The organism is Pseudomonas sp. C2.3V, from assembly GCF_058536325.1.
Genome location: NZ_JBZUBN010000001.1, coordinates 911,761 through 935,734 on the forward strand (window position 1 = coordinate 911,761; position 23,974 = coordinate 935,734).

General features: G+C 59.0%; 17 protein-coding genes and 1 pseudogene. 5 read left to right on the forward strand and 13 right to left on the reverse strand.

Features of this window, described 5'->3' with window-relative positions; translation table 11 throughout:
* Positions 1 to 4: 4 nt before the first annotated feature.
* Positions 5 to 793 (reverse strand): TatD family hydrolase, encoded by a 789-nt coding sequence (locus AC4LF3_RS04335; RefSeq protein WP_491834840.1) that lies wholly within the window; start codon positions 791 to 793, stop codon positions 5 to 7.
* 12 nt (positions 794 to 805) lie between these two features.
* Positions 806 to 1,801 carry a catabolite repressor/activator gene (gene cra, locus AC4LF3_RS04340; protein ID WP_491834841.1) on the reverse strand — a complete coding sequence of 332 codons (996 nt, stop codon included), beginning with the start codon at positions 1,799 to 1,801 and terminating at the stop codon, positions 806 to 808.
* Between the two features lie 336 nt (positions 1,802 to 2,137).
* Between cra and ptsP the strand changes: the two genes are divergently transcribed.
* From ptsP to AC4LF3_RS04355, 3 genes are read left to right on the forward strand one after another with little or no spacing between them, the layout of a single operon-like run.
* Entirely contained in the window at positions 2,138 to 5,020 is a 2,883-nt protein-coding gene (gene ptsP / locus AC4LF3_RS04345) for a phosphoenolpyruvate--protein phosphotransferase (protein WP_491834842.1), read from the forward strand.
* Positions 5,017 to 5,958, forward strand: a complete 942-nt coding sequence (gene pfkB, locus AC4LF3_RS04350) for a 1-phosphofructokinase (protein ID WP_491834843.1) — start codon at positions 5,017 to 5,019, stop codon at positions 5,956 to 5,958. The genes ptsP and pfkB overlap by 4 nt, the downstream gene beginning before the upstream one ends.
* A 13-nt stretch (positions 5,959 to 5,971) precedes the next feature.
* Positions 5,972 to 7,726, forward strand: coding sequence for a PTS fructose-like transporter subunit IIB (locus tag AC4LF3_RS04355; RefSeq protein ID WP_491834844.1), 1,755 nt, complete (start codon positions 5,972 to 5,974; stop codon positions 7,724 to 7,726).
* A gap of 60 nt (positions 7,727 to 7,786) precedes the next feature.
* Here AC4LF3_RS04355 and AC4LF3_RS04360 read toward each other — a convergent pair whose 3' ends face one another.
* The 9 genes and pseudogenes from AC4LF3_RS04360 to arnB form a co-directional block, all read right to left on the reverse strand.
* On the reverse strand, positions 7,787 to 8,773 hold the full coding sequence (locus tag AC4LF3_RS04360) for a zinc-binding dehydrogenase (RefSeq protein WP_491834845.1): 987 nt from the start codon (positions 8,771 to 8,773) through the stop codon (positions 7,787 to 7,789).
* Positions 8,774 to 8,935: 162 nt separating this feature from the next.
* Entirely contained in the window at positions 8,936 to 10,624 is a 1,689-nt protein-coding gene (locus AC4LF3_RS04365; RefSeq protein ID WP_491834846.1) for an ArnT family glycosyltransferase, read from the reverse strand.
* Positions 10,621 to 12,009 (reverse strand): UDP-glucose dehydrogenase family protein, encoded by a 1,389-nt coding sequence (locus tag AC4LF3_RS04370; protein WP_491834847.1) that lies wholly within the window; start codon positions 12,007 to 12,009, stop codon positions 10,621 to 10,623. The genes AC4LF3_RS04365 and AC4LF3_RS04370 overlap by 4 nt, the downstream gene beginning before the upstream one ends.
* Positions 12,010 to 12,423, reverse strand: coding sequence for a 4-amino-4-deoxy-L-arabinose-phosphoundecaprenol flippase subunit ArnF (arnF, locus tag AC4LF3_RS04375; protein WP_491834848.1), 414 nt, complete (start codon positions 12,421 to 12,423; stop codon positions 12,010 to 12,012).
* A complete protein-coding gene (arnE, locus tag AC4LF3_RS04380) occupies positions 12,420 to 12,764 on the reverse strand; it encodes a 4-amino-4-deoxy-L-arabinose-phosphoundecaprenol flippase subunit ArnE (RefSeq protein ID WP_074822769.1) in 345 nt (114 codons plus the stop codon). Before arnE ends, arnF begins: the two co-directional genes overlap by 4 nt.
* Positions 12,761 to 13,642, reverse strand: coding sequence for a 4-deoxy-4-formamido-L-arabinose-phosphoundecaprenol deformylase (arnD, locus tag AC4LF3_RS04385; RefSeq protein ID WP_491836243.1), 882 nt, complete (start codon positions 13,640 to 13,642; stop codon positions 12,761 to 12,763). Before arnD ends, arnE begins: the two co-directional genes overlap by 4 nt.
* 2 nt (positions 13,643 to 13,644) lie before the next feature.
* A pseudogene (arnA, locus tag AC4LF3_RS04390) lies at positions 13,645 to 15,635 on the reverse strand (bifunctional UDP-4-amino-4-deoxy-L-arabinose formyltransferase/UDP-glucuronic acid oxidase ArnA).
* A gap of 6 nt (positions 15,636 to 15,641) precedes the next feature.
* Positions 15,642 to 16,643, reverse strand: a complete 1,002-nt coding sequence (gene arnC / locus AC4LF3_RS04395) for an undecaprenyl-phosphate 4-deoxy-4-formamido-L-arabinose transferase (protein WP_491834849.1) — start codon at positions 16,641 to 16,643, stop codon at positions 15,642 to 15,644.
* A complete protein-coding gene (gene arnB, locus AC4LF3_RS04400; RefSeq protein ID WP_491834850.1) occupies positions 16,640 to 17,788 on the reverse strand; it encodes a UDP-4-amino-4-deoxy-L-arabinose aminotransferase in 1,149 nt (382 codons plus the stop codon). The genes arnC and arnB overlap by 4 nt, the downstream gene beginning before the upstream one ends.
* A 245-nt stretch (positions 17,789 to 18,033) precedes the next feature.
* Between arnB and AC4LF3_RS04405 the strand changes: the two genes are divergently transcribed.
* Positions 18,034 to 19,416 (forward strand): chloride channel protein, encoded by a 1,383-nt coding sequence (locus AC4LF3_RS04405; RefSeq protein ID WP_491834851.1) that lies wholly within the window; start codon positions 18,034 to 18,036, stop codon positions 19,414 to 19,416.
* A gap of 92 nt (positions 19,417 to 19,508) precedes the next feature.
* Positions 19,509 to 21,062, forward strand: a complete 1,554-nt coding sequence (locus AC4LF3_RS04410; protein WP_239381752.1) for an alkaline phosphatase D family protein — start codon at positions 19,509 to 19,511, stop codon at positions 21,060 to 21,062.
* Positions 21,063 to 21,110: 48 nt separating this feature from the next.
* On the opposite strand, the gene AC4LF3_RS04415 is transcribed toward AC4LF3_RS04410, so the two are convergent.
* Together AC4LF3_RS04415 and AC4LF3_RS04420 are read right to left on the reverse strand one after the other, a co-directional pair.
* Positions 21,111 to 22,694 carry a peptide chain release factor 3 gene (locus tag AC4LF3_RS04415; RefSeq protein WP_312270274.1) on the reverse strand — a complete coding sequence of 528 codons (1,584 nt, stop codon included), beginning with the start codon at positions 22,692 to 22,694 and terminating at the stop codon, positions 21,111 to 21,113.
* Between the two features lie 137 nt (positions 22,695 to 22,831).
* Entirely contained in the window at positions 22,832 to 23,884 is a 1,053-nt protein-coding gene (locus tag AC4LF3_RS04420) for a glycoside hydrolase family 5 protein (protein WP_010797222.1), read from the reverse strand.
* Positions 23,885 to 23,974 lie beyond the last annotated feature (90 nt).

The following is a 23,974-nucleotide window of genomic DNA, read 5'->3' on the forward strand; positions in this document are numbered from 1 at the left end:
TCTTCTAAAGCGCGTCAGGGTCCCACCCAAAGACGGCACACGCATTGGTTGTACTGGCCTGAGCAAGCGCTTCGGGGGGCACGCCGAACAGCTCGGCCAGTGCCGCGCAGATGTCAGGCAAGTGGGTAGGGCTGTTGCGAATGCCTGGGTACATGGCCGGGGCCATGTCAGGGGCGTCGGTTTCCAGAACGATGCCGTCCAGCGGCAGCCGCGGCACGACCTTTCTCAGTCGATTGGCTTGCGGCCATGTCGGCGCGCCGCCTAAGCCCAGCTTGAATCCTAGTTTCAGGTACTCCCGCGCTTCTTCGTAACTGCCCGCAAAAGCGTGAACAACGCCCGCTCTGGGCGGCTTGTAGCGTTTTAGCGTGGCGATAACATCGGCATGGGCTTTTCTGACGTGCAGCAGGCTTGGCAATTCGTATTCGATGGCCAATTTGAGGTGTGATTCGAAAAGTGTCTGCTGGCGTGCCTTGTCGGGCTGCTCGATATAGTAATCCAGTCCGAATTCACCCAGTGCGCAAAGCTTGGGATGACCAGCCCATTGATCCAGCCATGCCCTGAGCGTGTCGATGTCGCTCTCCTTGTGCACGTCCAGATAGCAGGGATGCAGGGCCAGGGCCGCGTAGAGCGGCTCATGGGCCAGCGTGGTAGACCATAACTGCGACCATAGGGATTCTTCGACACCAATCAGCACCTGACGCCGTACGCCTAGCGATGCGCACTGGTGCAGGAGTGCCTCCCGATCATCGTCGAAGCCGGGAAAGTCCAGGTGGTTATGGGTGTCGATCAACATGGTAGGGGCCGGCTAGTCCTTGTGACGAGTCTTGAGCTGCCGGGGGATGGCATGAACACCGGGCTCGTAATGGTGGGATTCGATGGCATCCAGCATGAGGTTCAGGGCCTGCTCTGCAATGAGTTCGTGCTGCTGATAGAGTCCGTTGACCTTGATGGGAACGAAGTCGAGCAGCTGGGCGTCGCCAAAGGTAGCGAGACGCAGATGGGAAGGCCAGCCTTTAGCCTGCTGTTGGAAAACATCGAAAACGCCTTCCAGCAGCACGTATGCCGTCGTAATGATCGCATCAGGCATATGGCCCAGCTCGCTCATCAGGTCCAGCATCAGGTCGCGTCCGCAGGTGCGGCTGAACTGCTCGCCATAGCGAATCAGCTTTTTGCCGTTGAAGTCCTGCAGGGCCGATTCGAAACCTGCGGCGCGCTCACGGCTGATGACGAGGTCCGGACGGGCCGCGATCAGGGCGATTTCTCGAGGCGGCGTATCCAGCAGGGTCTTCGTCAGAAGGGAGCTGGCGGTCCGGTCGTCACTGACGACAGAGCAGAATTGGCTGGGGTCAAGCTGACGGTCAACGGCTACCACAGGCAATCCTTCTGCCTGCAGGCGGCGATAGGGCGTATCGTCATCGGCCAGACAGCTGGCGGTGATAAGACCATCGCAGCGGCGTGCGCGAAACAGCGAGAGCAATTGCCGTTCGGTATCGGGCTCATCGTCGGTACAGGCAATGAGCAGTTGATAGCCTCGCAGCCGGGCTCTGATTTCCAGCTGCTTGGCCAGCCGTGCATAGCTGGGGTTTTCCAGGTCAGGCAGGATGAACCCAAGCGTCAGGGTCTGGCCGCGACGCAAGCCAGCGGCGCGCTGGTCCGGCTGGTAGCCGTATTGTTCGACCACTTGCTGTACGCGCGTGACGGTGGCTGGACTGATGCGCCGCTGGTCGGCTTTTCCGTTGATGACGTAGCTGGCCGTGGTCACGGAGACGCCTGCCAGTCGAGCTATATCACTGAGCTTCAAAACGATTCCTCTTGTGGCCGTGCGGTCTGGAACGCCTTTCTTGCTTATATGACCGCAATACCTTGCCTTTCATTGACGATAATCCATTTTCGAAAACAGACGGTCCGGTATCTAACGCAATGGGCTGGCCTTTATTGTGTGTAGTGCTTCAAGGATCAACGATTATCGAGTAACGTGCCACTCTGTTTTGGTGAAACGTTTCAGCACAATAGTGTCTTATCGCTGTTATGTCTGTATCGCCCGATGTCGATGATTCAACATGCGATTAGGCTAAAACAATCATTACAAGAAAGGCACGGTGCTCTTCGGTCGCTCGTAGTGCCATGGAGGATTTGAATGTTCGAACTCGATGCGCAGCATATTCGCATGGGACAGCAGGCCGCTGACAAGGATAGCGCGCTTGCCCTACTGGGCGAGGCCCTTGTCGCGGATGGGCTTGTGGCTCCCGGCTATATCGATGGATTGCGTGCTCGCGAAGCCCAGGGCTCTACCTACCTTGGACAGGGTATTGCCATTCCCCATGGTACTCCTCAGACCCGTGACCATGTGTTTACAACGGGCGTACGAATCATGCAATTCCCCGATGGTGTAAGTTGGGGGGAAGGGCAGACCGCTTATCTGGCCATTGCAATTGCCGCCAAATCTGATGAACACCTTCGAATTCTCCAGTTATTGACGCGTGCACTGGGTGAAAAGTCGCTGGACGAGGCGATTCGCCGTGCCGAAAGCGCCGAGGCGATTGTTCAGTTGCTGCATGGCGCCCCGCAAGAGCTTGAGCTGGATGACCAGCTGGTGCGTCTGCACGTGGAGGCCGACGATCTTGAAGACCTGGCGTGGGAAGGGGCTCGTCTTCTTAAGAGGACGCAGTGCGTTGAGCCCGGCTTTGCCGGCGCGCTACAGACGGGCGTCCCTCTGCCACTAGGTGAAGGGCTCTGGTGGCTGCACAGCGACCATGCCGTAAGCCGTCCTGGTCTTGCGTTTGTGACACCCGCAGCGCCGGTGACGCTTGAAGGGCAGCCAGTCAAGGGCTTGTTCTGTCTGGCCAGCCTTGGCGAGGCTCACCGTGATTTGCTGGAGCGCCTGTGTGATTTGCTGATCGCTGGTCGCGCCCAGGAGCTTAGCCAGGCAACCTCCAGCCGGGCGGTGCTCGAAGCGCTGGGTGGTGAGGTAGCACCGGACTGGCCCAGTGCGAGTGTGGTGCTGGCCAATGCCCATGGCTTGCATGCGCGTCCGGCCAAGGAGCTGGCGCGTGTGGCGAAGGCTTCAACCGGTGAGGTTCGGGTCAGGGTGGATGGCGGAACGGCCGTTTCGGCCAAGAGCTTGTCTCGCCTGCTGGCGTTGGGTGCGCGCCGTGGTCAAGTGCTTGAGTTTCTGGCTGAGCCGGGAACCGATGCCGAAGCGCTGCTGGGAGATCTTGTCGCGGCGGTCGAGGCCGGGTTAGGTGAAGAGGTTGAGCCCATTAGCGCCAATACTCAACCGGCGCACGCGGCCGTGCCGGTTGAAACTAATATTCTGGCGCGAGCAGAGGACACTGCGCCGCTAGCCTCAGGCGACACCTTCAAGGCCATTGCTGCGGCACCGGGCCTAGCCGTTGGGCCAGCCTATGTCGTGGCTCAGCAGCATTTTGACTTTCCTGCCGAGGGTGAGGGGGCTGCCGCTGAAACCGAGCGCCTCGAAGCGGCACTGGCGGCAGTCAGAACGGAAATCGATGCCCTGATCAGCCGTAGCGAGGCGGGCGCTATTCGCGACATCTTCCTGACCCATCTGGAGATGCTTGATGATCCGGATCTGCGTGAGGGCGTACAGACGCGCCTCAAGCGCAATGCCAGCGCCGCAGCGGCCTGGAATGCACAGATCGAGGAGGCGGCCGCTCAGCAGGAGTCATTGAAGGATGCGCTCCTGGCCGAACGTGCAGCTGATCTGCGTGATGTAGGCCGCCGTGTTCTGGGGCATCTGTGTGGGGTTGGGTCTGCCAGTGAGCCAAGCGAGCCCTATGTGCTGGTCATGGATGAGGTCGGGCCTGGTGACGTGGCGCGTCTGGACCGTGACAGGGTCGCCGGTATCCTGACGGCACGTGGGGGTGCCAGCTCTCACAGCGCCATTGTTTCCCGCGCCTTGGGTATTCCTGCGATTGTAGGCGCTGGCCCGCGCGTACTGAACCTTGCACCTCAGACCACTCTACTACTGGATGGCGATCATGGCTTTGTCGAGGTCGGGCCGGATGCCGCACGCATCGAGCAGGTTCGTGTAGAGCGCGAGGTGCGGGAGCATCGTCGACAGGAGGCCGAAGCCAAGCGGTTTGAACCTGCAGTTACCCGTGACGGACATCGCATCGAGGTGGCTGCAAACCTGGGCAACACGGCGGATGCCCCGGCGGTAGTCGAACAGGGCGCAGAGGCCGTTGGCCTGCTGCGTACCGAGCTGGTATTCATGAGCCATGATTCGGCACCTGATGAGCAGGCGCAGGAAAAGGATTACCGACGCGTATTGGATGCGCTGGATGGACGGCCGCTGGTGGTGCGTACCCTGGATGTGGGAGGCGACAAGCCGTTGCCTTATATGCCGATTCCAGCCGAAGAGAACCCATTCCTAGGTATTCGCGGTATACGCCTGACCCTACGTTGCCCGGAGGTGCTGGAAACCCAGCTGCGCGCCTTGCTTCGTGCGGCCGAGGGGCGTCCGCTCAGAATCATGTTTCCGATGGTGGGACGGGTTGAGGAATGGCGTCAGGCGCGAGACATCCTCAATCGTCTGCGGCAGGAGATTCCTGCGGTCAACCTGCAGGTAGGCATCATGATCGAGGTGCCTTCTGCCGCGTTGCTGGCACCTGTACTGGCGCAGGAGGTGGACTTCTTCAGCGTAGGGACGAATGACCTGACTCAATACGCCTTGGCGATCGACCGTGGTCATCCCTTGCTGTCCGGCGAGGCTGATGGTTTGCATCCCAGCGTGCTGCGCCTGATCGATATGACGGTCCAGGCCGCCCATGCACATGGCAAGTGGGTAGGCGTATGCGGAGAGTTGGCCGCCGATCCGCTGGCGGTTCCGCTTTTGATGGGGCTGGGTGTGGATGAACTCAGCGTTTCAGCGCGCAGCATTCCGCTGGTCAAGGCGCGGGTGCGTGAACTGGATTTCGTGGCTGCACAAGCCTGTGCCCAGCGAGCACTGGCGCTGGCGACAGCAGATGAAGTGCGCGCCAGTGTGGAGGCCATACAATGAGCCGTGTTTTGACCGTTACCTTGAATCCCGCGCTGGATCTGACGGTGCGACTGTCCGAGCTGCATCCGGGAGAAGTAAACCGTAGTGAAGCGGTTGTCATGCATGCGGCAGGCAAGGGACTGAATGTGGCTCAGGTCCTGGCGGACCTGGGGCATTCGCTGACCGTAACCGGCTTTCTGGGCGCTGATAATGCCAAGCCATTCGAAGCCTTGTTTGCCGAGCGTGGTTTCAAGGATGCCTTTGTGCGGGTAGAAGGCGAGACCCGCAGTAACATCAAGCTGGCCGAAACCTCAGGCCGCATCACGGACATCAACGGGCCGGGACCGCACGTTACCGAGACTGCCCAGGCTCAGTTGCTGCGCACCCTGGACGACGTAGCACCGGGACACGATCTGGCCGTTGTGGCCGGTAGTCTGCCACGCGGCATCGGTGCCGACTGGCTTGCCGAGCTGGTTCAACGGCTGAAAGCCCTAGGCTTGCGGGTGGCACTGGATACCAGTGGCGCCGCGCTGCGTGCCGGGCTCAAGGCTGGGCCGTGGCTGGTCAAGCCTAATACCGAGGAGCTGTCCGACGCCTGTTCGGCACCTGCCGATACTGCCGAGCAGCAGGCTCAGCTGGCCGCTCAGCTGGCCGCTCAGGGTGTTGAGCACATAGTGATCTCTCAGGGTAGCGAAGGTGTTCGGTGGTTTGCGCCAGGTCGCGTACTGCAGGCCGTTCCGCCCAGGGTGCAGGTGGCCAGCACCGTAGGGGCCGGCGACTCGCTTCTGGCCGGTATGGCGCACGGTTTGCTCACCGGACTTGAGCCGCAGGACGCGTTACGCAATGCCACAGCCATTGCTGCCATGGCCGTCACTCAGATCGGCTTTGGCATTGATGATCCTGCCCGTTTGGCAGAGTTGGCGAACGGCGTCAGTGTTCACGTCATGACAGAACAATAAGCAGGGATAACTCATGAATATCGCAATCGTTACGACCTGCCCGACGGGCATGGTTACCAGTGTGCTCAGTGCACGATTGCTGGATGCTGCCGCACAGCGCCGTGGCTGGCAGACCAGCGTTGAAATCCACGACGGCCCTGAAGCTACGCTGCTGACGGATGATCAGATCGCTCGGTCTGAATTGATTGTCGTTGTGCATACCGGTGCGGTAGACCTTCGCCGCTTCGCGGGCAAGCGCGTTTACCGTGCAACACCGGCGGAAGCCCTGCGGGACGTCGATGCTTTTTTGCAGCGTGCCGAGCGTGAGGCCAAGGTGTACGAAGCCAGCGCCGAGCCTGAAGCTGTCAGCGCAGCCGCTACGCCCGCCAAGCAGCCCCGTCTGGTGGCGATCACGGCCTGCCCAACCGGCGTTGCACATACGTTCATGGCGGCTGAGGCATTGATTCAGACCGCCAAGAAGCTGGGCTATAAGCTGGATCTGGAAACCCAGGGGTCAGTGGGCGCACGCAACCCTCTCAGTGCCGAGGCGATCGCGGAGGCCGATGCGGTTCTGCTGGCAACTGACATCGAGGTCAATACGGATCGCTTCGTGGGTAAGAAGGTTTTCCGTTGCGGTACTGGTGTTGCCCTCAAGCAGCCTGAAGCTACGCTCAAGCGTGCATTAGCTGAGGGTGAGATCCTGGGAGGTGCGGTGGCTGCTTCGTCTTCCGGACAAGCCAAGGCCGGTGCGAAAAAGGAAAAGACCGGAGTCTACAAGCACCTGCTGACGGGCGTGTCCTACATGCTGCCTATGGTAGTCGCCGGAGGCCTGTTGATTGCCCTGTCGTTTGTCTTTGGGATCGAGGCGTTCAAGGAGCAGGGCACGCTGGCGGCTGCATTGATGCAGATCGGTGGCGAAGCCGCGTTCAAGCTCATGGTGCCGGTGCTGGCCGGTTACATTGCATACTCCATTGCCGACCGGCCGGGCCTTGCGCCGGGAATGATCGGTGGGTTGCTGGCCAGTAATCTGGGCGCGGGCTTTATCGGCGGTATCGTGGCAGGCTTTCTGGCCGGTTATGTGGCGAAGGCGATCGCTCGTTGGGTGAAGCTGCCGGCCAGCGTGGAGGCCCTCAAGCCTATTCTGATCATTCCGCTGTTGGCGAGCCTGATTACCGGCCTCGTGATGATCTATGTTGTGGGAACGCCGGTTGCCCAGGCATTGACCGCGCTGACGGGCTTTCTGGAAAACATGGGGACGTCTAATGCCGTTCTGCTGGGTGTCATTCTGGGTGCCATGATGTGTGTGGATCTGGGTGGGCCGATCAACAAGGCGGCGTATGCCTTTACCGTAGGGTTATTGGCATCCAAGACCTATGGTCCGATGGCGGCTACGATGGCGGCCGGTATGGTGCCTGCGATCGGTATGGGGCTTGCTACCGTTCTGGCGCGCCGCAAGTTTGCCCAGAGCGAGCGTGAAGCGGGCAAGGCGGCCTTTGTCCTGGGGTTGTGTTTCATTTCCGAAGGGGCAATTCCCTTTGCAGCGAAAGACCCGCTGCGTGTGATCCCCGCGAGCATCGCGGGCGGCGCATTGACCGGTGCGCTCGTCATGCTGTTCAACTGCAAGTTGATGGCACCCCATGGCGGTCTTTTCGTACTCCTGATTCCCAACGCCATCAATCACGCCTGGCTATACCTGGCGGCCATTGCGGCGGGCAGTATCTTGACCGGTGTGGTGTACGCTGTGATCAAGCGGGGGGAGGTACAGGAAGAACTGGTACCTGCGGCATGATAAAAAAGGGCTCTCAGGAGCCCTTTTTAATGGGTTGGCGACTTGTCTGATACTGCCGGATCAGGCCAACTGAATGACATATTTGCGTGTCCGCACGGCAGCTTTCAGATCCTTTAACGCGTTGGGCAGCTGTTTGAAGGGAACAACCTCAAGAGTAGGCATGGCCAATCGATTGTTCTTGATCTGATCCATCAGCTCGGCTCCGGCGGTGGTCAGCTCCATCCAGTCCAGGACGGTGCCATGCTGTTGGATCGAGGCGAGGGCTTCCTCATGGTAAGAGATCGCCGTTGTGAAGGCAGGCAAGGGCGGCTGCTCGATCCGGTCCTGGATGCACACCAGATGGCCATTAAGGCCCAGAAGACCGGCCAGCGAAGCGGCATGCTGGCCGGAGATTGTGTCAAAGGCGGCGTAGAATTTACGGCCTTGCAGCTTTTCGAGTAACAGATCCCGCCAGTTTTCCTGGTGGTAATCCACGACCTCGGTCACGCCACGTGACAGCAGCTTTTCGCGGTGCTGCTCCCCTGCGGTTACCCAGACGCGCCAGCCTTTTTGCAACGCCAGTTGTGCCACCAGCGATCCGACCGAGCCCCCGGCGCCGGTCACGAGTACATCCTTGTTGGTTGCATCCGGTACCTTCATGACCGACTGCCAGGCGGTCAGGGTAGGGCAGGGGAAGGCGGCGGCAGCAGTGTCACTAAGGCCGTCCGGCACCGGCATCACCATGTGGGCGGCGATCTTGATATGCGTGGCATAGCTGCCGGCGTGGTAGAGGTTCTGGTGATAGGCGACCCGCGTTCCGATACGCAGGTGCACGTCGCGACCGGCCGCGATTACGACGCCCATGCCGTCCACGCCTGGAATATGGCCCGGCTTCCAGACCTTTTCGGCCTGCGCAATGAATTTCCAGTCGACTGGGTTGATGCCGATGACCTTGTTGGCGATCAGGATTTCATTAGGCGCTAGCTCCTCGCTAATGGCATGGGTTTCCAGTATCAGATCCGTAGGCTCGTTACCGTGGCGCCAGGTCCAGGCGTGTACATCCAGCATAGAGGTCTCCTGTTGAAGGGCATGTTTCTTCCTTTATGGGGATCCGTGACGACACCTAAAAGCCCGGCAGAAAGAAACATGAGTAGGAGCAGTGGATGCGAAGCAGGAAACGAGTAGTGGTGCAGGGACTGGCTACCTCTAACCAGTCCTGGCTACGGCGGTTTATGGGGCTTTCATGAACGCTCGGAGACGCTCCTGGCGATCCCCTTCACGCCGGCCCTGCCATATCAACTGCCAATGCGCCTCGTCTACCTTGATCGGGTGATGCTGCTGGTCGAGCAGCATCTGGATCTGACATTGAGCCTGCTCCGGCGTGGCGACCATGACCGGCTTGATGCCTGTGTAGTAGTGCAGCATCGAGCGCTCGGACTCACCCATGTTGACTGTGTTCAGACAATCGAATTGTGCCGGAAGCGATTGCTCGAGTGCCTCGAACGGTCGTGCATAGCTGCGCCCCAGGTCCACCCAGGGAAGCCAAAGTGTATTGGCCAGTCCCCAGAACAGCGTAATGCCGGCAAACCAGACGTGTGCAGCCTCCAGGCGCTTGCGCCAGGCGATAGTGATCAACCACAGGCCGGTCAGTAGCAGCGCTGCAACAAACCAGGCAGGGCTGGGTGACAGTTTGATTTCTACTGGAACCAGCCGGCGAAGGCCGGAGACGATCAGGCTCGTATGGCCACTCTGGATGGCCCACCAGCCAAACCACAGGTATCCGCCCATTACGCTGAACAGTATGATCGCAACCAGACGGCCGGCGCGGTTGAAGCGCTCGGGCAGTGGCAAGCCGGCTACCAGGAGGGCAAGTGCCGGAAACAGCGGAAGCACGTAAACACTGCGAAAGACCGCCGAGGTCATGATAACAAACAGAAAAACTGCAACGTAAAGCCAGACCATAAAGCGGCCCGAGTCCTCACGCAGCGCGATCCAGTCAGCCTTGAGGCGCTGTTGGCGCAGGCTGCGCCAGAGTCCGGCTACGAAGGCGCCTAATAGCACCCATCCTATGGGAAAGGACAGACCCAGTAGTTCTTTGAGGTTGCTGCCCGCCCCACCACTGATGCTATTGCGTTGGGAAAGGCCAAAGAAGCGGCCGAAATTATTGACCCAGAACCACTCCAGAAATAGTGTTTCATCGGTCTTCCATAGCAGGGCCGGCCAGATAAGCAGCCAGGGCGACGCCGCGAGGAGTGCCCAGCCCAGCCAGGCAAAGCCGGGGCGCGTAAAGTAGCGGCGCGGCTGAAGCAGGACGGCAGCGCAAACAGTAACGCCCAGCACACCCGGAATCAGCAGACCTTTGCTCATCAGGGCAATGCCAAAACCTGTTCCGAAGAGTAGTCCGTTGCGGCGGTAGCATGTCGGCTCCAGGGAAAAGCCTACAAGCCCTGCCAGTGCGAGCATGGCGCCTGTCAATTGCGGTATATCGGCAATCAATAGATGGGCATGCTGAACCATACCCATCGTTCCCAACAGCAACAGGCAGGCGACCAGTCCTCTGCCGGGACTGAGGCGCTCGGTCAGGCGATACAACGTCCAGAGTGTAAGCAGCATCCATCCCAGAACGGCCATGCGTGAGCCGTCGGGAGGCGAGAGCCAGGGAAGGAAAAGGTAGGCTGTGATCGCCCCTGTCCAATACATCAGGGGCGGCTTTTCCATGAAGGGATCTGCGCCTACCCGGGGTACGATCCAGTCGCTGCTGGTCAGAAAATTCCAGGTCATGCCAAACGAGTAGGGTTCGTCTGCTTTCCAGAGTCCACGACCGATCAGGCCTGTCACCAGGTAAAAGGCCAATAGCAGCGCGCACCAGATGAAAAACTTCATCTTGGGCGAGAGTGGGCGGGAGGCTCCCTGACTCATGAAGCCTCCCGTTGACCGGCCGTATTCGAATAGGTAGCGGTCAAGCTGGCGCGGCGAACAGATTGGCCGCGGCCGATGGCGTAATACTGAATGCCACGACGCTCCAGGCGTGCAGGGTCGTACAGGTTACGGCCATCAAAAATCAGTGGCTCCCTGAGTTTGTCCTGGATAAGGCCGAAATCGGGCGCCTTGAACATTTGCCATTCGGTGCAGATAACCAGGGCGTCCGCACCGTTCAGCGCAGCCTCAGGTGTGCCCATCAGCAACAGACGCTCATCATGCCCGTACAGTCTCTGCGCCTCCTGCATGGCCTCAGGGTCGAACGCGCGCACCTGCGCGCCATGCGCCCACAGGGCTTCCAGCAGAATGCGACTGGGTGCGTCCCGCATATCGTCCGTATTGGGTTTGAATGCCAAACCCCAGATGGCAAAGGTTCTGCCTTCCAGATTTCCCTTGAAATGATCGTGGATCAGGTTGAACAGCTTGTTTTTCTGCTGTTCGTTAACTTCCTCGACAGCACGAAGAAGGCTGGTCTGGCAGTTCTCCTGCTCGGCGGTGTGGATCAGAGCCTTCAGGTCCTTGGGGAAGCACGAGCCACCGTAGCCGCAGCCCGGATAGATAAAGTGATAACCGATGCGTGGATCTGCTCCGATGCCTCTGCGAACCGACTCGATGTCTGCTCCCAAATGCTCGGCCAGTTCGGCGATCTGGTTGATAAAGCTGATTTTAGTCGCCAGCATGCCGTTAGCCGCATATTTGGTCAGTTCGGAACTGCGGCGGTCCATGAACAGGATACGATCATGGTTGCGGTTGAAGGGGGCATAGAGCTCCCGCATGACGTCGCGGCTGTCTTCCCGTTCGGTACCGATGACAATACGGTCCGGGCGACGGCAATCGGTTACAGCAGCGCCCTCCTTGAGAAACTCGGGGTTGGATACCACATCGAAGTCCAGTGTCTTGCCCAGCTCATCCAGTGTGCTCTGGATCAGTGCCGTGAGGCGATCGCCAGTGCCTACGGGTACTGTGGATTTCTCCACGATCACCACGGGCTGCGTACGGTGACGGGCAATGGTCTGGGCGACGGCAAAGACGCCTGCAAGGTCGGCCGAGCCGTCCTCCAGGGGCGGGGTGCCGACGGCGATGAACTGTACACGGCCATGCTGGACCGCGCGGGCGGCATCATGGGTAAAGCGCAGGCGGCCCGCTTCCATGTTTTCCCGAACGAGCCCTTCCAGGCCAGGTTCGTACAAACTGACCACGCCCTGCTCAAGCAGCTCGATTTTGTGTCGGTCAATGTCCATGCACAGAACATCATGACCGACTTCAGCCAGCACGGCGGCCTGAACGAGGCCTACATAGCCAATACCGAACACACTGATTTTCACTTACAACTCCTCTTGCGCCAGCGGACGCGAGTCATCCGGGCGTCTTGAATGAATAGCGAATACGCCCAGCATGACGAGGGCGATACCGACCGATTTGAGCCAGGTGATGGATTCACCGAAAACCACCACGGCGGCGATATAAACGAGGGGGTAGCTGAGGCTGAGCAGCGCGTAGGCCCGTCCCAACGGCAATACCGACAGGGCAGCAACCCAACAGAGCATCGAAAGTCCGTAGCAGGCGATACCGGCAAGCAGTCCGGCCAGCGCCCCGGCGTGCTGTCTGAGCAGCTCAGGAGAGGCCATGGCCTCTGTCAGTGAAGGAAGAGCCGCCATGCTACCGCGCATCGAGAGCTGGGCGAGGCTCACCAGGCATACGCTGGCCAGCGCCAGCAGAAGTCCGCGATGCTGATTCATCGTTGTGTACTCAGCAGCACAATGCCCACCATGATGAGGACGATACCCAGCCAGTGACGGCCATCGATGTGCTCGTGGAAAAGTCGATGTGCCGCCAGAGTGATCCAGACAAAGTTCAGGCTGAGCATGGGGTAGGCCATGCCGACTTCGAGCTGCTGCAGAACCAGCAGCCAGAGCAGCAGGCCGGTACCCAGGCTGGCCAGCCCAAACATCAGCCAGGGTGAGGTCAGCTTGCGCCACAGGCTGACGGACCGCCCGCGCCAGCGTTCCACGGCGACTTTCTGGGCGACCTGCCCAAGACCGCTCAGCAGGCTGACCACCAACACCAGGGCGAAGGTCATGCCTGTACGCCCAGCCAGCCTTCGCGGCCTGCCAGAGCGCCCCGGGTAACCGTACCCAGGGGAAGGCGGGAGGGGTCAGAAGGCAGGCATTCCCCAAGCGGCTTGAACTGAACATTCAGCCGTTTTGCCAGTGCCAGCAGGCGCTGAAACTGGTCGGCCAGGGCTATCCCCTCTACTTCCGCATGGGCGGTATAGATGTTCAGGTCGGCCGGCATGATGTGTTGCATCAGGTAGCTGTTAAAGCCTGCAGCCGACAGGTCTGGGCCAATCGCTTCGTCGTACGTCGGCAGGGTGACCGGAATCTGCGGCGTTCCGGCAACACCATTGGCGAGCTCAGGACGAAACAATGAGTGGCCTCGGCAGTCGCTGTTGTAACGAAAACCAAAGGCCTCTTTGGCTTCGATAACCCGCTCATCCGCCCGCCAGCCGGCAGCGGCGGAGCAGGTTACGGGTTGACCCAGGATGTCACTGAGCGTGTCTACGCCATAACGGATCTGCCGGGTCAGCTGGTCCATGCTCCAGCGCCCAGCGTTAGCCTGCCAGCCATGGTGGTCCCAGGCATGCAGGCCCACCTCATGGCCTGCCGCCTGAGTCTGTCGCATCAGATGACCCAGGTGCTGGCCGATGGGCTTGCCTGGCCATGCCGTGCCCGCCAGGAGAATGTCCCAGCCATACAGACTGGCTGCATTGGAGCGCAGCATCTTCCACAGGAACTGCGGCCGGATGAGGCGCCAGAGATGGCGCCCCATGTTGTCCGGCCCGACCGAAAAGAAGAACGTCGCCTTGACCTGAGCTTCATCCAACAGCTCAAGCAGACGTGGAATACCCTCACGTGTGCCACGAAAGGTATCCACGTCGATCCGCAATCCCACCTCGATCATTACGCCTCGTCCACCTGGCTGTTCAATGCTTCGCGCAGGAAGAAGTCCAGTGTCTTGCCGATGGTTTCGCTCATCTCGATGGTGGGCTGCCAGTCCAGGAGCTTGCGGGCATTGGCAATGCTGGGCTTGCGATGGGAGACGTCCTGATAGCCTTCGCCATAAAACGACCGGCTCTCCACCTCGCGGAAGCCTGCGAACGGTGGGAAGTTGTGGCGCAGAGGGTGCGCTTCGAACTGAGCCAGAAGGGTTTCGGCTAGTTCGCGAATGCTAGCTTCGTTGTCTGGGTTACCAATGTTGATGATCTGCTGGTCGCTGCGACACCCTTGTTTTCGATAATACGGAACAGGGCTTCGATGCCATCATCCACGTCGGTAAAGCAGCGTTTCTGCACACCTCCGTCCACCAGCTTGATCGGCGTGCCTTCCACCAGGTTTAGGATCAGCTGAGTGATGGCACGGGAGCTGCCGATTCGAGCAGAGTCCAGGCGATCCAGACGCGGACCCATCCAGTTGAAGGGACGGAACAGGGTGAATCTGAGGCCATCCTGCTTGCCGTGGGCCCAGATCACGCGGTCCAACAGCTGCTTGGAAACGGAGTAGATCCAGCGCTGCTTGTTGATCGGGCCAACGATCAGGCGAGACTGGTCTTCGTCGAACTCCGGGTCGTCGCACATGCCATAGACTTCGGATGTGGACGGGAAGATGACGCGCTTGTTGTACTTCACGCAGTAGCGGACGATCTTGAGGTTTTCCTCAAAGTCCAGCTCGAATACACGCAGCGGGTTACGGGTGTATTCGATCGGCGTAGCAATGGCCACGAGTGGCAGGATCACGTCGCACTTCTTGATGTGGTACTCGATCCATTCGGTATGGATACTGATGTCGCCTTCCACAAAGTGGAAGTTAGGATCGCCCTTCAAACGGTCGATAGCGTCGGAGCCAATGTCCAGACCGTAGACTTCATAGTTGCCGTCCCGCAGCAGGCGTTCAGACAGGTGATTACCAATGAAGCCATTCACCCCAAGGATCAGCACACGTGTGCGACGCTTGGCCTTGAAGGCATCGCTGCGGCGCAGACGAAGCCCTTCGACCAGTCCCATCTCCCGCGCGAGCTGCGGACCAGACAGGTAGAGGCCTGCATTACCTTGTTGGCCGGCCTGAATTTCCAATACGCCGTCACCGCAGGCGATACGCAGTGGATCAAGACTTACGACGGCGCCAGGTTTCTGGTCGTGACGGGTGTCTACGGCCTGGGCTTGCCAGACAATAAGCTTTCGATCGCCTACAAAGCTGAAAGCGCCCGGGTAGGGCTGGGTAACGGCGCGGACGAGGTTATAGAGTTCACTGGCCGGACGAGTCCAGTCCAGCTCTCCATCGGCAGGCGTGCGACGGCCATAATAGGAGGCCTTGCTGTCATCCTGCGGGATCTCTTCCACGTCTCCACGTGCCAGACGGGGCAGGGTTTCGCCCAAGAGCTGACCTGAAGCTTCGCGGAGCTTGGCATGCAGGGTATGCGCCGTATCGTCCTGGGCAATCGCTACCCTGGACTGACTGACGATCGGGCCGGCATCGGGACGACGCTCCATGCGGTGCAGAGTGACGCCGGTTTCGGTCTCGCCATTGACCAATACCCAGTTCGCAGGCGCACGACCCCTATAACGCGGCAGCAGGGAGCCATGCAGGTTATAGGCACCTTTTCTGGCCATAGCGAGAATGTCCTCGCTCAGCAGGTGACGGTAGTAGAAAGAGAAAATGAATTCCGGCTCAAGCTGACGGATGCGTTCGATCCAGAGCGGGTGGTTAACATCTTCCGGGGCATGCACTGGAATACCGTGGCGAGCACACAGTTGGGCTACGGAAGCAAAGAAGCGGTTTTCGTTCGGATCATCGGCATGGGTAAACACGGCCGCGATTTCATACTGGGCCGCGATCAGCGCTTCGATTCCGGCGCATCCAATATCGTGATAGGCAAATACAACAGTCTTGGTCATGGGTAATCAGCTTGCAGAAGGAATGGAATCGAGCGAGGCTGGCGCAGGGGAGCAGGAGGCTTCACCCCGGACAACCTGCTCAACGAAGTAGCGAGGGCGGGCACGGACGTCGTGATACATGCGGCCCAGGTATTCACCCAGTAGCCCCATGCCGACGAACTGGGCGCCGGTAAAGATGAACAGGATGGCGAAAAGGACAAACACGCCGTCGGCAGCCCAGTCGGCCCCCAGCAGCAGGCGTAGCACCAGAAGCAGCATCCCGAAGCAGATACCGGCCAGTGCCATGGCGCCACCCACGATGCTCAGCAGCCGCAATGGCGTTGTGGTCATGCAGGTCACGAGATCAAACATGAGGTTGATCAGGCGCATGGGGGTGTATTTCGACTCACCGTATTCGCGCTCGGCATGTCCCACATTGATTTCGGTGGTATGGCGGGCGAAGCTGTTAGCCAGGATGGGAATAAACGTGCTGCGCTCATGACAGGCCAGCATGGCCTCGATGATGCTGTGGCGATACGCCCGCAGCATGCAGCCGTAATCGCTCATGGCTACGCCCGTAGAACGTTGCACAGCAAGGTTGATCAGCCTGGATGGCAGGCGGCGGAAGGCGGAGTCCTGACGATTTTCGCGTACAGTACCGACCACATCGAACCCCAGAGCGGCTTGCTCGACGAGACGCGGAATTTCCTCCGGCGGGTTTTGCAGGTCGGCATCAAGGGTAATGACCAGGTCGCCAATACACTGCTCGAAGCCCGCCATGATGGCGGCGTGCTGGCCGTAGTTGCGGTTGAGGATGACCGCTACCACATGACTGTCTTCGGCTTCGGCAGCTGCCTGGATAATGCTGGCCGAGCTGTCACGGCTGCCGTCATCAATCAATACGATTTCATAATCGCGGCCCAGTTTCTGGCAGGCGACATCGGTTCTCAGCAGGAGTTCGGGCAGGCTGGCTTCTTCATTGAAGACCGGAATGACCACGGACACGCGATTGATCGGATAAGGCTTCACAAGGCTGCCTCCAGCGTGGAGCGAATGGCAGTGACGACACGCTCGAGCTCCTCGGCGGTCATGTCAGGAAACAGCGGTATCGAGCACAGTCGAGCCGAATTCCACTCGGTGTTTGGCAGGCTGACCTCTGGAAAGCGGTCCCGGTAATAACGCTGCAGGTGCGTTCCTATGAAATGAATACCGGTGCCGATATGGTTTGCCTGCAAGGCTTGCATGAAGGCATCGCGATCCAGACCACATTGCGCCGGATCGACGCGCACAATGAAAAGATGCCAGGCGTGGTCCTGAGGGTAGCTCGGAAGGCTCAGCGGCTGAATGGGAAGACCGTTCAGGCGCTCCAGGTACATTTCGGCCAGCTGTTTGCGCTTGGCGTTAATCTCATCGATGCGATCCAGCTGGGCGAGTGCAATGGCTGCGTTGATATCGGTCAGGTTGTACTTGAAGCCCGGCTCGATAACCTGAGCCTGGGGTTTGCGGCCATGGGTCATGCGGTCATAGGCATCTACCCCCAGGCCATGAAACTTCAGGGTGCGGACACGGTTGGCCAGCGCCTCGTCATCCGTCACGAACAGACCACCTTCGGCACATGTCAGGTTCTTGATGGCGTGAAACGAAAAAATCGCAGTATTCCGGGCCCCGATCAGGCGGCCTCGATAGCGGGTGCCGATCGCATGGGCTGCGTCCTCGATGACGGGAATGCCATGGCGCTCGGCCAGTGCGTAGAGCGGATCCAGGTCAAAGGCTGCACCGGCGTAATGAACCGGAATGATCGCTTTCGTTCGGGGCGTGATGGCGGCTTCGATACGCGCTGCATCGGTCATCAAGGTATCGCGATCGATGTCCACGAACACAGGAGTTGCGCCCAGCAGGCAGATCAGGTTTGCGGTAGATACCCAGGTCTGGGAGGGCGTGATGACCTCATCGCCTGGACCAATACCCAGGGCTATCAATGCCAAGTGCATACCTGCCGTTGCCGAAGAGAGTGCGACGGCATGGTGGCAGCCCAGATACTCGCAGAAGCGCTGCTCCAACTCCTGATTTTGAGGGCCGGTGGTGATCCAGCCGGAGCGGAGCACGGCATTGACGGCCGCAATTTCCTCATCGCCTATGCTTGGACGTGAGAAAGAAAGAAAGGCAGTTGACATGTCTGTATCCCGTAACGGTCATGACACTACCTGCGCCATGCACATACATCGCGCTCAGGTAGAAACCGCCAAATTTTGGGATGACAAGCTTGCGTGGCTTTGCAGGTTATATGGAGAAATGATGGAGACCACGGATGACAGGGCTTGTGAAATGCTTAAACCCACCGGTCTTCAGGCAGTCGAACCACCCAACGTATCCTTAAATACTTTGTTACAATTGCTGGGCCAACCTATTTTATGTGCTTATGAGCGACTCGAGCGATCCTGCTGCCCCTGACCACAGGGAAACATCTACACACCGCGCTGCGGCATCTCAAGCACCCCAACAGCGCCATCAACGGTTTCGCTCCATTCGGCAACGCCTGGCGTTCTGGGTCGGCGCGCTGCTGGTGGGTTTACTGGCGCTGGCTTTTGCGTGGCTGGCTGATCATGCCTTTCAGCTCTTTCAGCGTCTGTTGAATCACAGCCACTTATGGCCGTGGTTGGTGACACCCGCAGGATTTGCCCTGTTGGTCTGGCTGACACAGGGGTGGCTGCGTAATGCCAGGGGAAGCGGCATTCCACAAGTGATTGCAGCGCTGGAAAAGCCCTCTGGTCAGTTCAGGGCAGCGGTGTTGGCTTGGCCGATCGCGCTCGCGAAGATGATACTGACATTGTTTGCCCTGCTAGTGGGGGCCTCGGTTGGCCGCGAGGGGCCGACCGTACATTTGGGCGCCTCGGTGCTGTATGGCTTTGGTCGGCGGCTGGGCCTGTATGAGCGGAAGACGGTTTCCGGCCTGATCCTCGCCGGTGGTGCTGCGGGTATTGCCGCCGCGTTCAACACGCCGCTGGCGGGCGTAGTATTTGCCATTGAAGAGTTGAGTCATACCTTTGAACAGCGCTTCAGCGGTCTGGTACTGACGGCTGTGGTGATTGGCGGTATGGTCACGCTGGGCCTGGTCGGACCGTATACCTATTTTGGCGTTATCAGTGCCAGTCTGCCCTGGGGCGATGCCTGGGTAGCGGTGGTCATATGCGGGCTGGCAGGCGGCCTGTTGGGCGGCGGTTATGCTCGGTTGGTCATTCCAACATCCCACGGCTGGCTTGGAAGGCTGGGCGCTATCCGCTCACGCTTCCCGGTTCGATTTGCTGCCGTTTGTGGATTACTGGTTGCCTGTCTAGGGGCACTGTCCGGCCAGCATGTCTTTGGTACCGGCTACGAGGAAACACGTGCCATTCTGGAAGGGCACCCTATAACCGATCAGGACTTTCTCATCTGGAAATTTCTGGCCAACGTGGTTTCTTATTTGGCAGGCATTCCCGGCGGGCTCTTTTCGCCTTCGCTCACGGTAGGCGCCAGCTTTGCGCCCTGGCTGGTCGATTGGCTGCCTAATGTCACCCTGCAGACCGGTGCGCTTCTGGGCATGGCGGCCTACCTCACGGGCGTTACCCGGACACCGCTCACCTCGACTGTCATTACCTTGGAGCTGGCCCACAGCCCCGACATGGCGATCCCTGTGCTGGCGGCGTGTCTGCTGGCGAATGGTGTGTCTGGCTGGCTTTCGCCCACCTCGCTTTATCATGCGTTGGCTCAACAGATCCTGCATGCGGTGGAGCCTGAAGCGTCGAAGCCTACCAAGTGTGATTGAGATCACGCCGTAACAGCTGTTCTTCAGACTGTCACAGTGTTGTCAGGCGTTTTCGCTAAACCCATTCGCTCCAATAATCGTGGGAGCGCATGATGAGCACGTTCGATAATGGAAGACGGCGCCTGATCCAGGGGCTGGGCGTTGGACTGCTGCTGCCGGGAGTGGCACCTGCCGTGATCGCCGGCGCCAAGCAGCGTCCGCTGATGCTTGAAGGGGTTCAGTCAGGTGATGTTCAGGGCAACCGGGCCATTGTCTGGAGCCGCTGTGATCGTCCGGCGCGGATGATCGTCGAGTGGGACACCAAGGAGAGCTTTCGCCATCTGCGCCGAATGGTTTCGCCTGTGGTGACAGCCGACACGGATTACACGGCGCGCATGGACTTGCGCGGACTTCCCGCTGATCAATCCATTTTCTATCGGGTTCGTTTCGAAGATATTTACAGCGGTGCGCAGAGCGAGCCTGTCTTTGGACATTTGCGTAGCGCACCGACGCATCGTACCGATATCCGCTTCGTCTGGAGCGGCGACACGGTCGGGCAGGGATTTGGTATCAACCCCGATATCGGTGGCATGCGCATCTATGAGGCCATGCGTCGCCGACAGCCGGACTTCTTCCTGCACAGTGGCGATACCATCTATGCAGACGGCCCGCTAGAAGCCAAGACCACGACGGTGGAAGGCAAGGTCTGGCGCAACATCACCACAGAGGCCAAGAGCAAGGTTGCCGAGACGGTCGATGAATATCGTGGCAATTATCGCTACAACCTGATGGACGAAAATGTCCGTCGGTTCAATGCTGAAGTCCCGCAGATCTGGCAGTGGGATGACCACGAGACCACCAATAACTGGTCTTCTACCAAAGTGCTGGATGACCGTTACACCGTAAAGGACATCAACGTACTGGCCAGGCGGTCACGTCAGGCGTACCTGGAGTATGCCCCCATGCGGCTGCAACAGCGTGATGATGCCGGACGCATCTATCGCAAGATCAGCTACGGTCCTCGGCTGGATATCTTCGTGCTGGACATGCGGACCTATCGGGGTGGGAACAGCGCCAACCTGCAACCCAATGAAGGACCAGACACTGCTTTCATGGGGCGCACGCAACTCGAGTGGCTCAAGCAGGGGCTCACGGAGTCTACGGCTACCTGGAAGGTCATTGCGGCAGACATGCCCATTGGCCTGGAAGTCCCTGATGGGGTAGATGCAGCAGGAATGCCTCGTTGGGAAGCCATTGCCAATGGCGACGGCGGTGCACCCTTGGGTCGCGAATTGGAAATTGCAGAGCTCTTGCGTTACATCCGTCGGTGGAATATCAACAATACGGTCTGGCTGACTGCAGATGTGCACTACTGCGCGGCTCACCACTACCACCCCAACCGGGCAGCCTTCCAGGATTTCGAGCCCTTTTGGGAGTTTGTGGCAGGCCCCCTCAATGCCGGTGCATTCGGGCCCAACAAGCTGGACAACACTTTCGGACCGGAGGCCGTGTTTGTGAAGGCGCCACCGGTAGCCAACAGCTCGCCGCTGTCGGGCTTCCAATTCTTTGGCGAGGTCAATATCGAAGGGCACAGCGGTGATCTGACCGTGACCCTGCGAGACCTGGATGGAAAGGCGGTATTCGAAAAGACGCTTCAGGCTGTTTAATCAGGCAGTAAAAACAAAGGGCTGAATGATCAGCCCTTTGTCTTATGCTTAGTGATGTTCCCGCGTCGCGCGGAATTTTATGTCAGGCCAGCGCTCTTCCATCAGGCTCAGGTTGACACGAGTCGGCGCAAGGTAGGTCAGGTGACCGCCGCCATCCACAGACAGGTTCTCCATGGCCTTGTTCTTGAATTCCTCAAGCTTCTTCTTGTCATTGCACTCGATCCAGCGGGCAGACCAGACGTTGATCGGCTCGTAGACGCATTCCACCTTGTATTCTTCCTTCAGGCGGCTGGCAACGACGTCGAACTGCAGCACACCAACAGCGCCCAGAATGATGTCGTTGTTACGCTCAGGGAAGAACACCTGGGTCGCGCCTTCCTCTGCCAGCTCTTGCAGGCCCTGGCGGAGCTGCTTGGACTTGAGTGGGTCCTTCAGGCGTACGCGACGGAACAGTTCAGGCGCAAAGTGCGGAATACCGGTAAAGCCGAGGCTCTCACCTTCGGTAAAGGTATCGCCGATCTGGATGGTGCCGTGGTTGTGCAAGCCGATGATGTCGCCTGCAAAGGCTTCTTCCAGTTGCTCACGCTCGGAAGAGAAGAACGTCAGAGCGTCAGCAATCTTGATGTCCTTGCCGATCCGCACATGGCGCAGTTTCATGCCTTTTTCATACTTGCCGGAGCAGATCCGCATAAAGGCAATCCGGTCACGGTGCTTGGGATCCATGTTTGCCTGGATCTTGAACACGAAACCACTGAATTTCTCTTCGACCGGCTGTACGTCACGCTCGTTGGTCGCGCGGGAGAGCGGCTGTGGCGCCCAGTCCACGACCGCGTCCAGGACGTGATCGACACCGAAGTTGCCCAGGGCTGTACCAAAGAAGACCGGTGTCATCTGGCCCTTTAAAAATTCATCCGTATTGAATTCATGGCACGCGCCCTGAACCAGTTCGAGCTGCTCGACAAAATCATCGTACAGGTCACCCAGGTGAGTACGGGCTTCGTCCGAGTCCAGCTTTTCAATGACGCGGGTTGCGATACGCTCATGGCCGTGGCCTGGGGTATAGACAAAGATCTTGTCTTCGGAGAGGTGATATACCCCTTTGAAATCACGGTAGGAGCCAATCGGCCAGGTAATCGGGGCCGCCTTGATTTTAAGGACAGCTTCGATCTCGTCGAGCAGCTCGATCGGATCACGAATATCACGGTCCAGCTTGTTCACAAAGCTGACGATAGGCGTATCGCGCAGACGGCAGACATCCATCAGGGCAATCGTGCGGGGCTCAACGCCTTTACCGCCATCAAGCACCATTAGGGCAGAGTCGACCGCCGTCAGGGTGCGGTAGGTGTCTTCCGAGAAGTCTTCGTGACCGGGCGTGTCGAGCAGGTTGATCATGTGCTCGCGATAGGGAAACTGCATGACCGACGTGGTAATGGAGATACCACGCTGCTTTTCCATCTCCATCCAGTCGGAGGTGGCATGACGGTCGGATTTACGTGATTTAACGGTCCCGGCCACGGCAATGGCTTGCCCCATCAGGAGGAGCTTCTCGGTGATGGTGGTCTTACCGGCGTCCGGGTGGGAAATGATGGCGAAAGTGCGCCGCTTGGCGACTTCGGCGGCCTGCTTGGTCATGGAGGCTGATGTCCGGTGGATACTTAAACCGGCGATTATAGCAAGCCAAAAGGCCTGTAGGTTCAGGCCTTTTGGCTTTTCAGACGAGTCTTGTTCAGCAGAGTGGCCCTGATGCACTGGGCCACCCTGCCAGCGGCTTATTTAGGCCCTATTTCCGAGCAGCCCGAGTGTTTCACATACTTCTTGAGAATGGCCCACTGCGGACGCTCCTTGTTATCCCGAGGTTCGATGGAAAGGGAATAGTCGCCCCAGCCCGGACCTGCTGCCCAGTATGTAGCCGGGATACATTCCTTCTGAAGATGCGAGAGCATGTTATCCATGACCTTCATCCAGCGGGGATCATCCCCTGGTGCACCAAACTCACCAATGTGGCCTTTCTTGTTATTGGCCTTGAGCCAGTCAATAAAAGGTTGAACACGTTTAACGCCAATCATGGGATCAAGCTGACTGGTGTCCTTGGATTCGTAACGACCACCGGCATCAGCGTCGAAATACACATGAGCCGAGAAAATCAGATTGTCCGCCGGATCCTTGAGGTTCAGCAGGCCTTTGTTTACATCAGGCCAGCGCGCGCTGCTTGACCAGAAGTTGCCCTCGATCACGATCGGGCGGCTCTTATCGACGGAGCGGATGCCATCGATGCCGTACTGGGCCGCGGTGTCCCAGTGGTCTTCCACATCATGCGGCTCGTTCATGATGTCGTAGCCTAGCAGGGCAGGGTGCTTGCTCCAGGTTTTGGCGATCCGCTCCATGACGTCCTGGTAAGCCTCGTAGGGTACGCTCTCCGAACCAATGATCTGGTCGCGGTAACGCCCGTAGTTGTGCAGGTCCAGAATGACTTGCATCTTGTAGCGCTTGGCCGAGTCCAGCGTCTGGCTGATCAGGTCAGCGTACTGAGTGTCCAGCTCACCGTTGAGCTTGGGTTGCAGGCGCTCCCAGGTGATCGGGAAACGTACGACGCGAATCCCGCGATAGCCCCAGCGCCTGAAGTAGGAGTCGTCAGGAAAGAAGTAGTTGGTACCGTTCACACCCGGAAGCACCTGCGCCGCAAAGCCGGCACCCGAGAAATTCAGGCCGATCATCTCGGCTGGGTAATCGGCCGCCGAGGCGGTATGGCTCATGAGCAGGGGAGCGAATGCTAGAAAGGCATATCGCTTGAGGTTGCGTTTGATTCGCCCGGTTCTATTCATCGAAATAAGTGCCATAAGCGTAATGGGCAGGCCAGAACTGTACCTGCAGGGTTAACATGGATAGCCTGATAGCAAAACCCGTCAAACGTG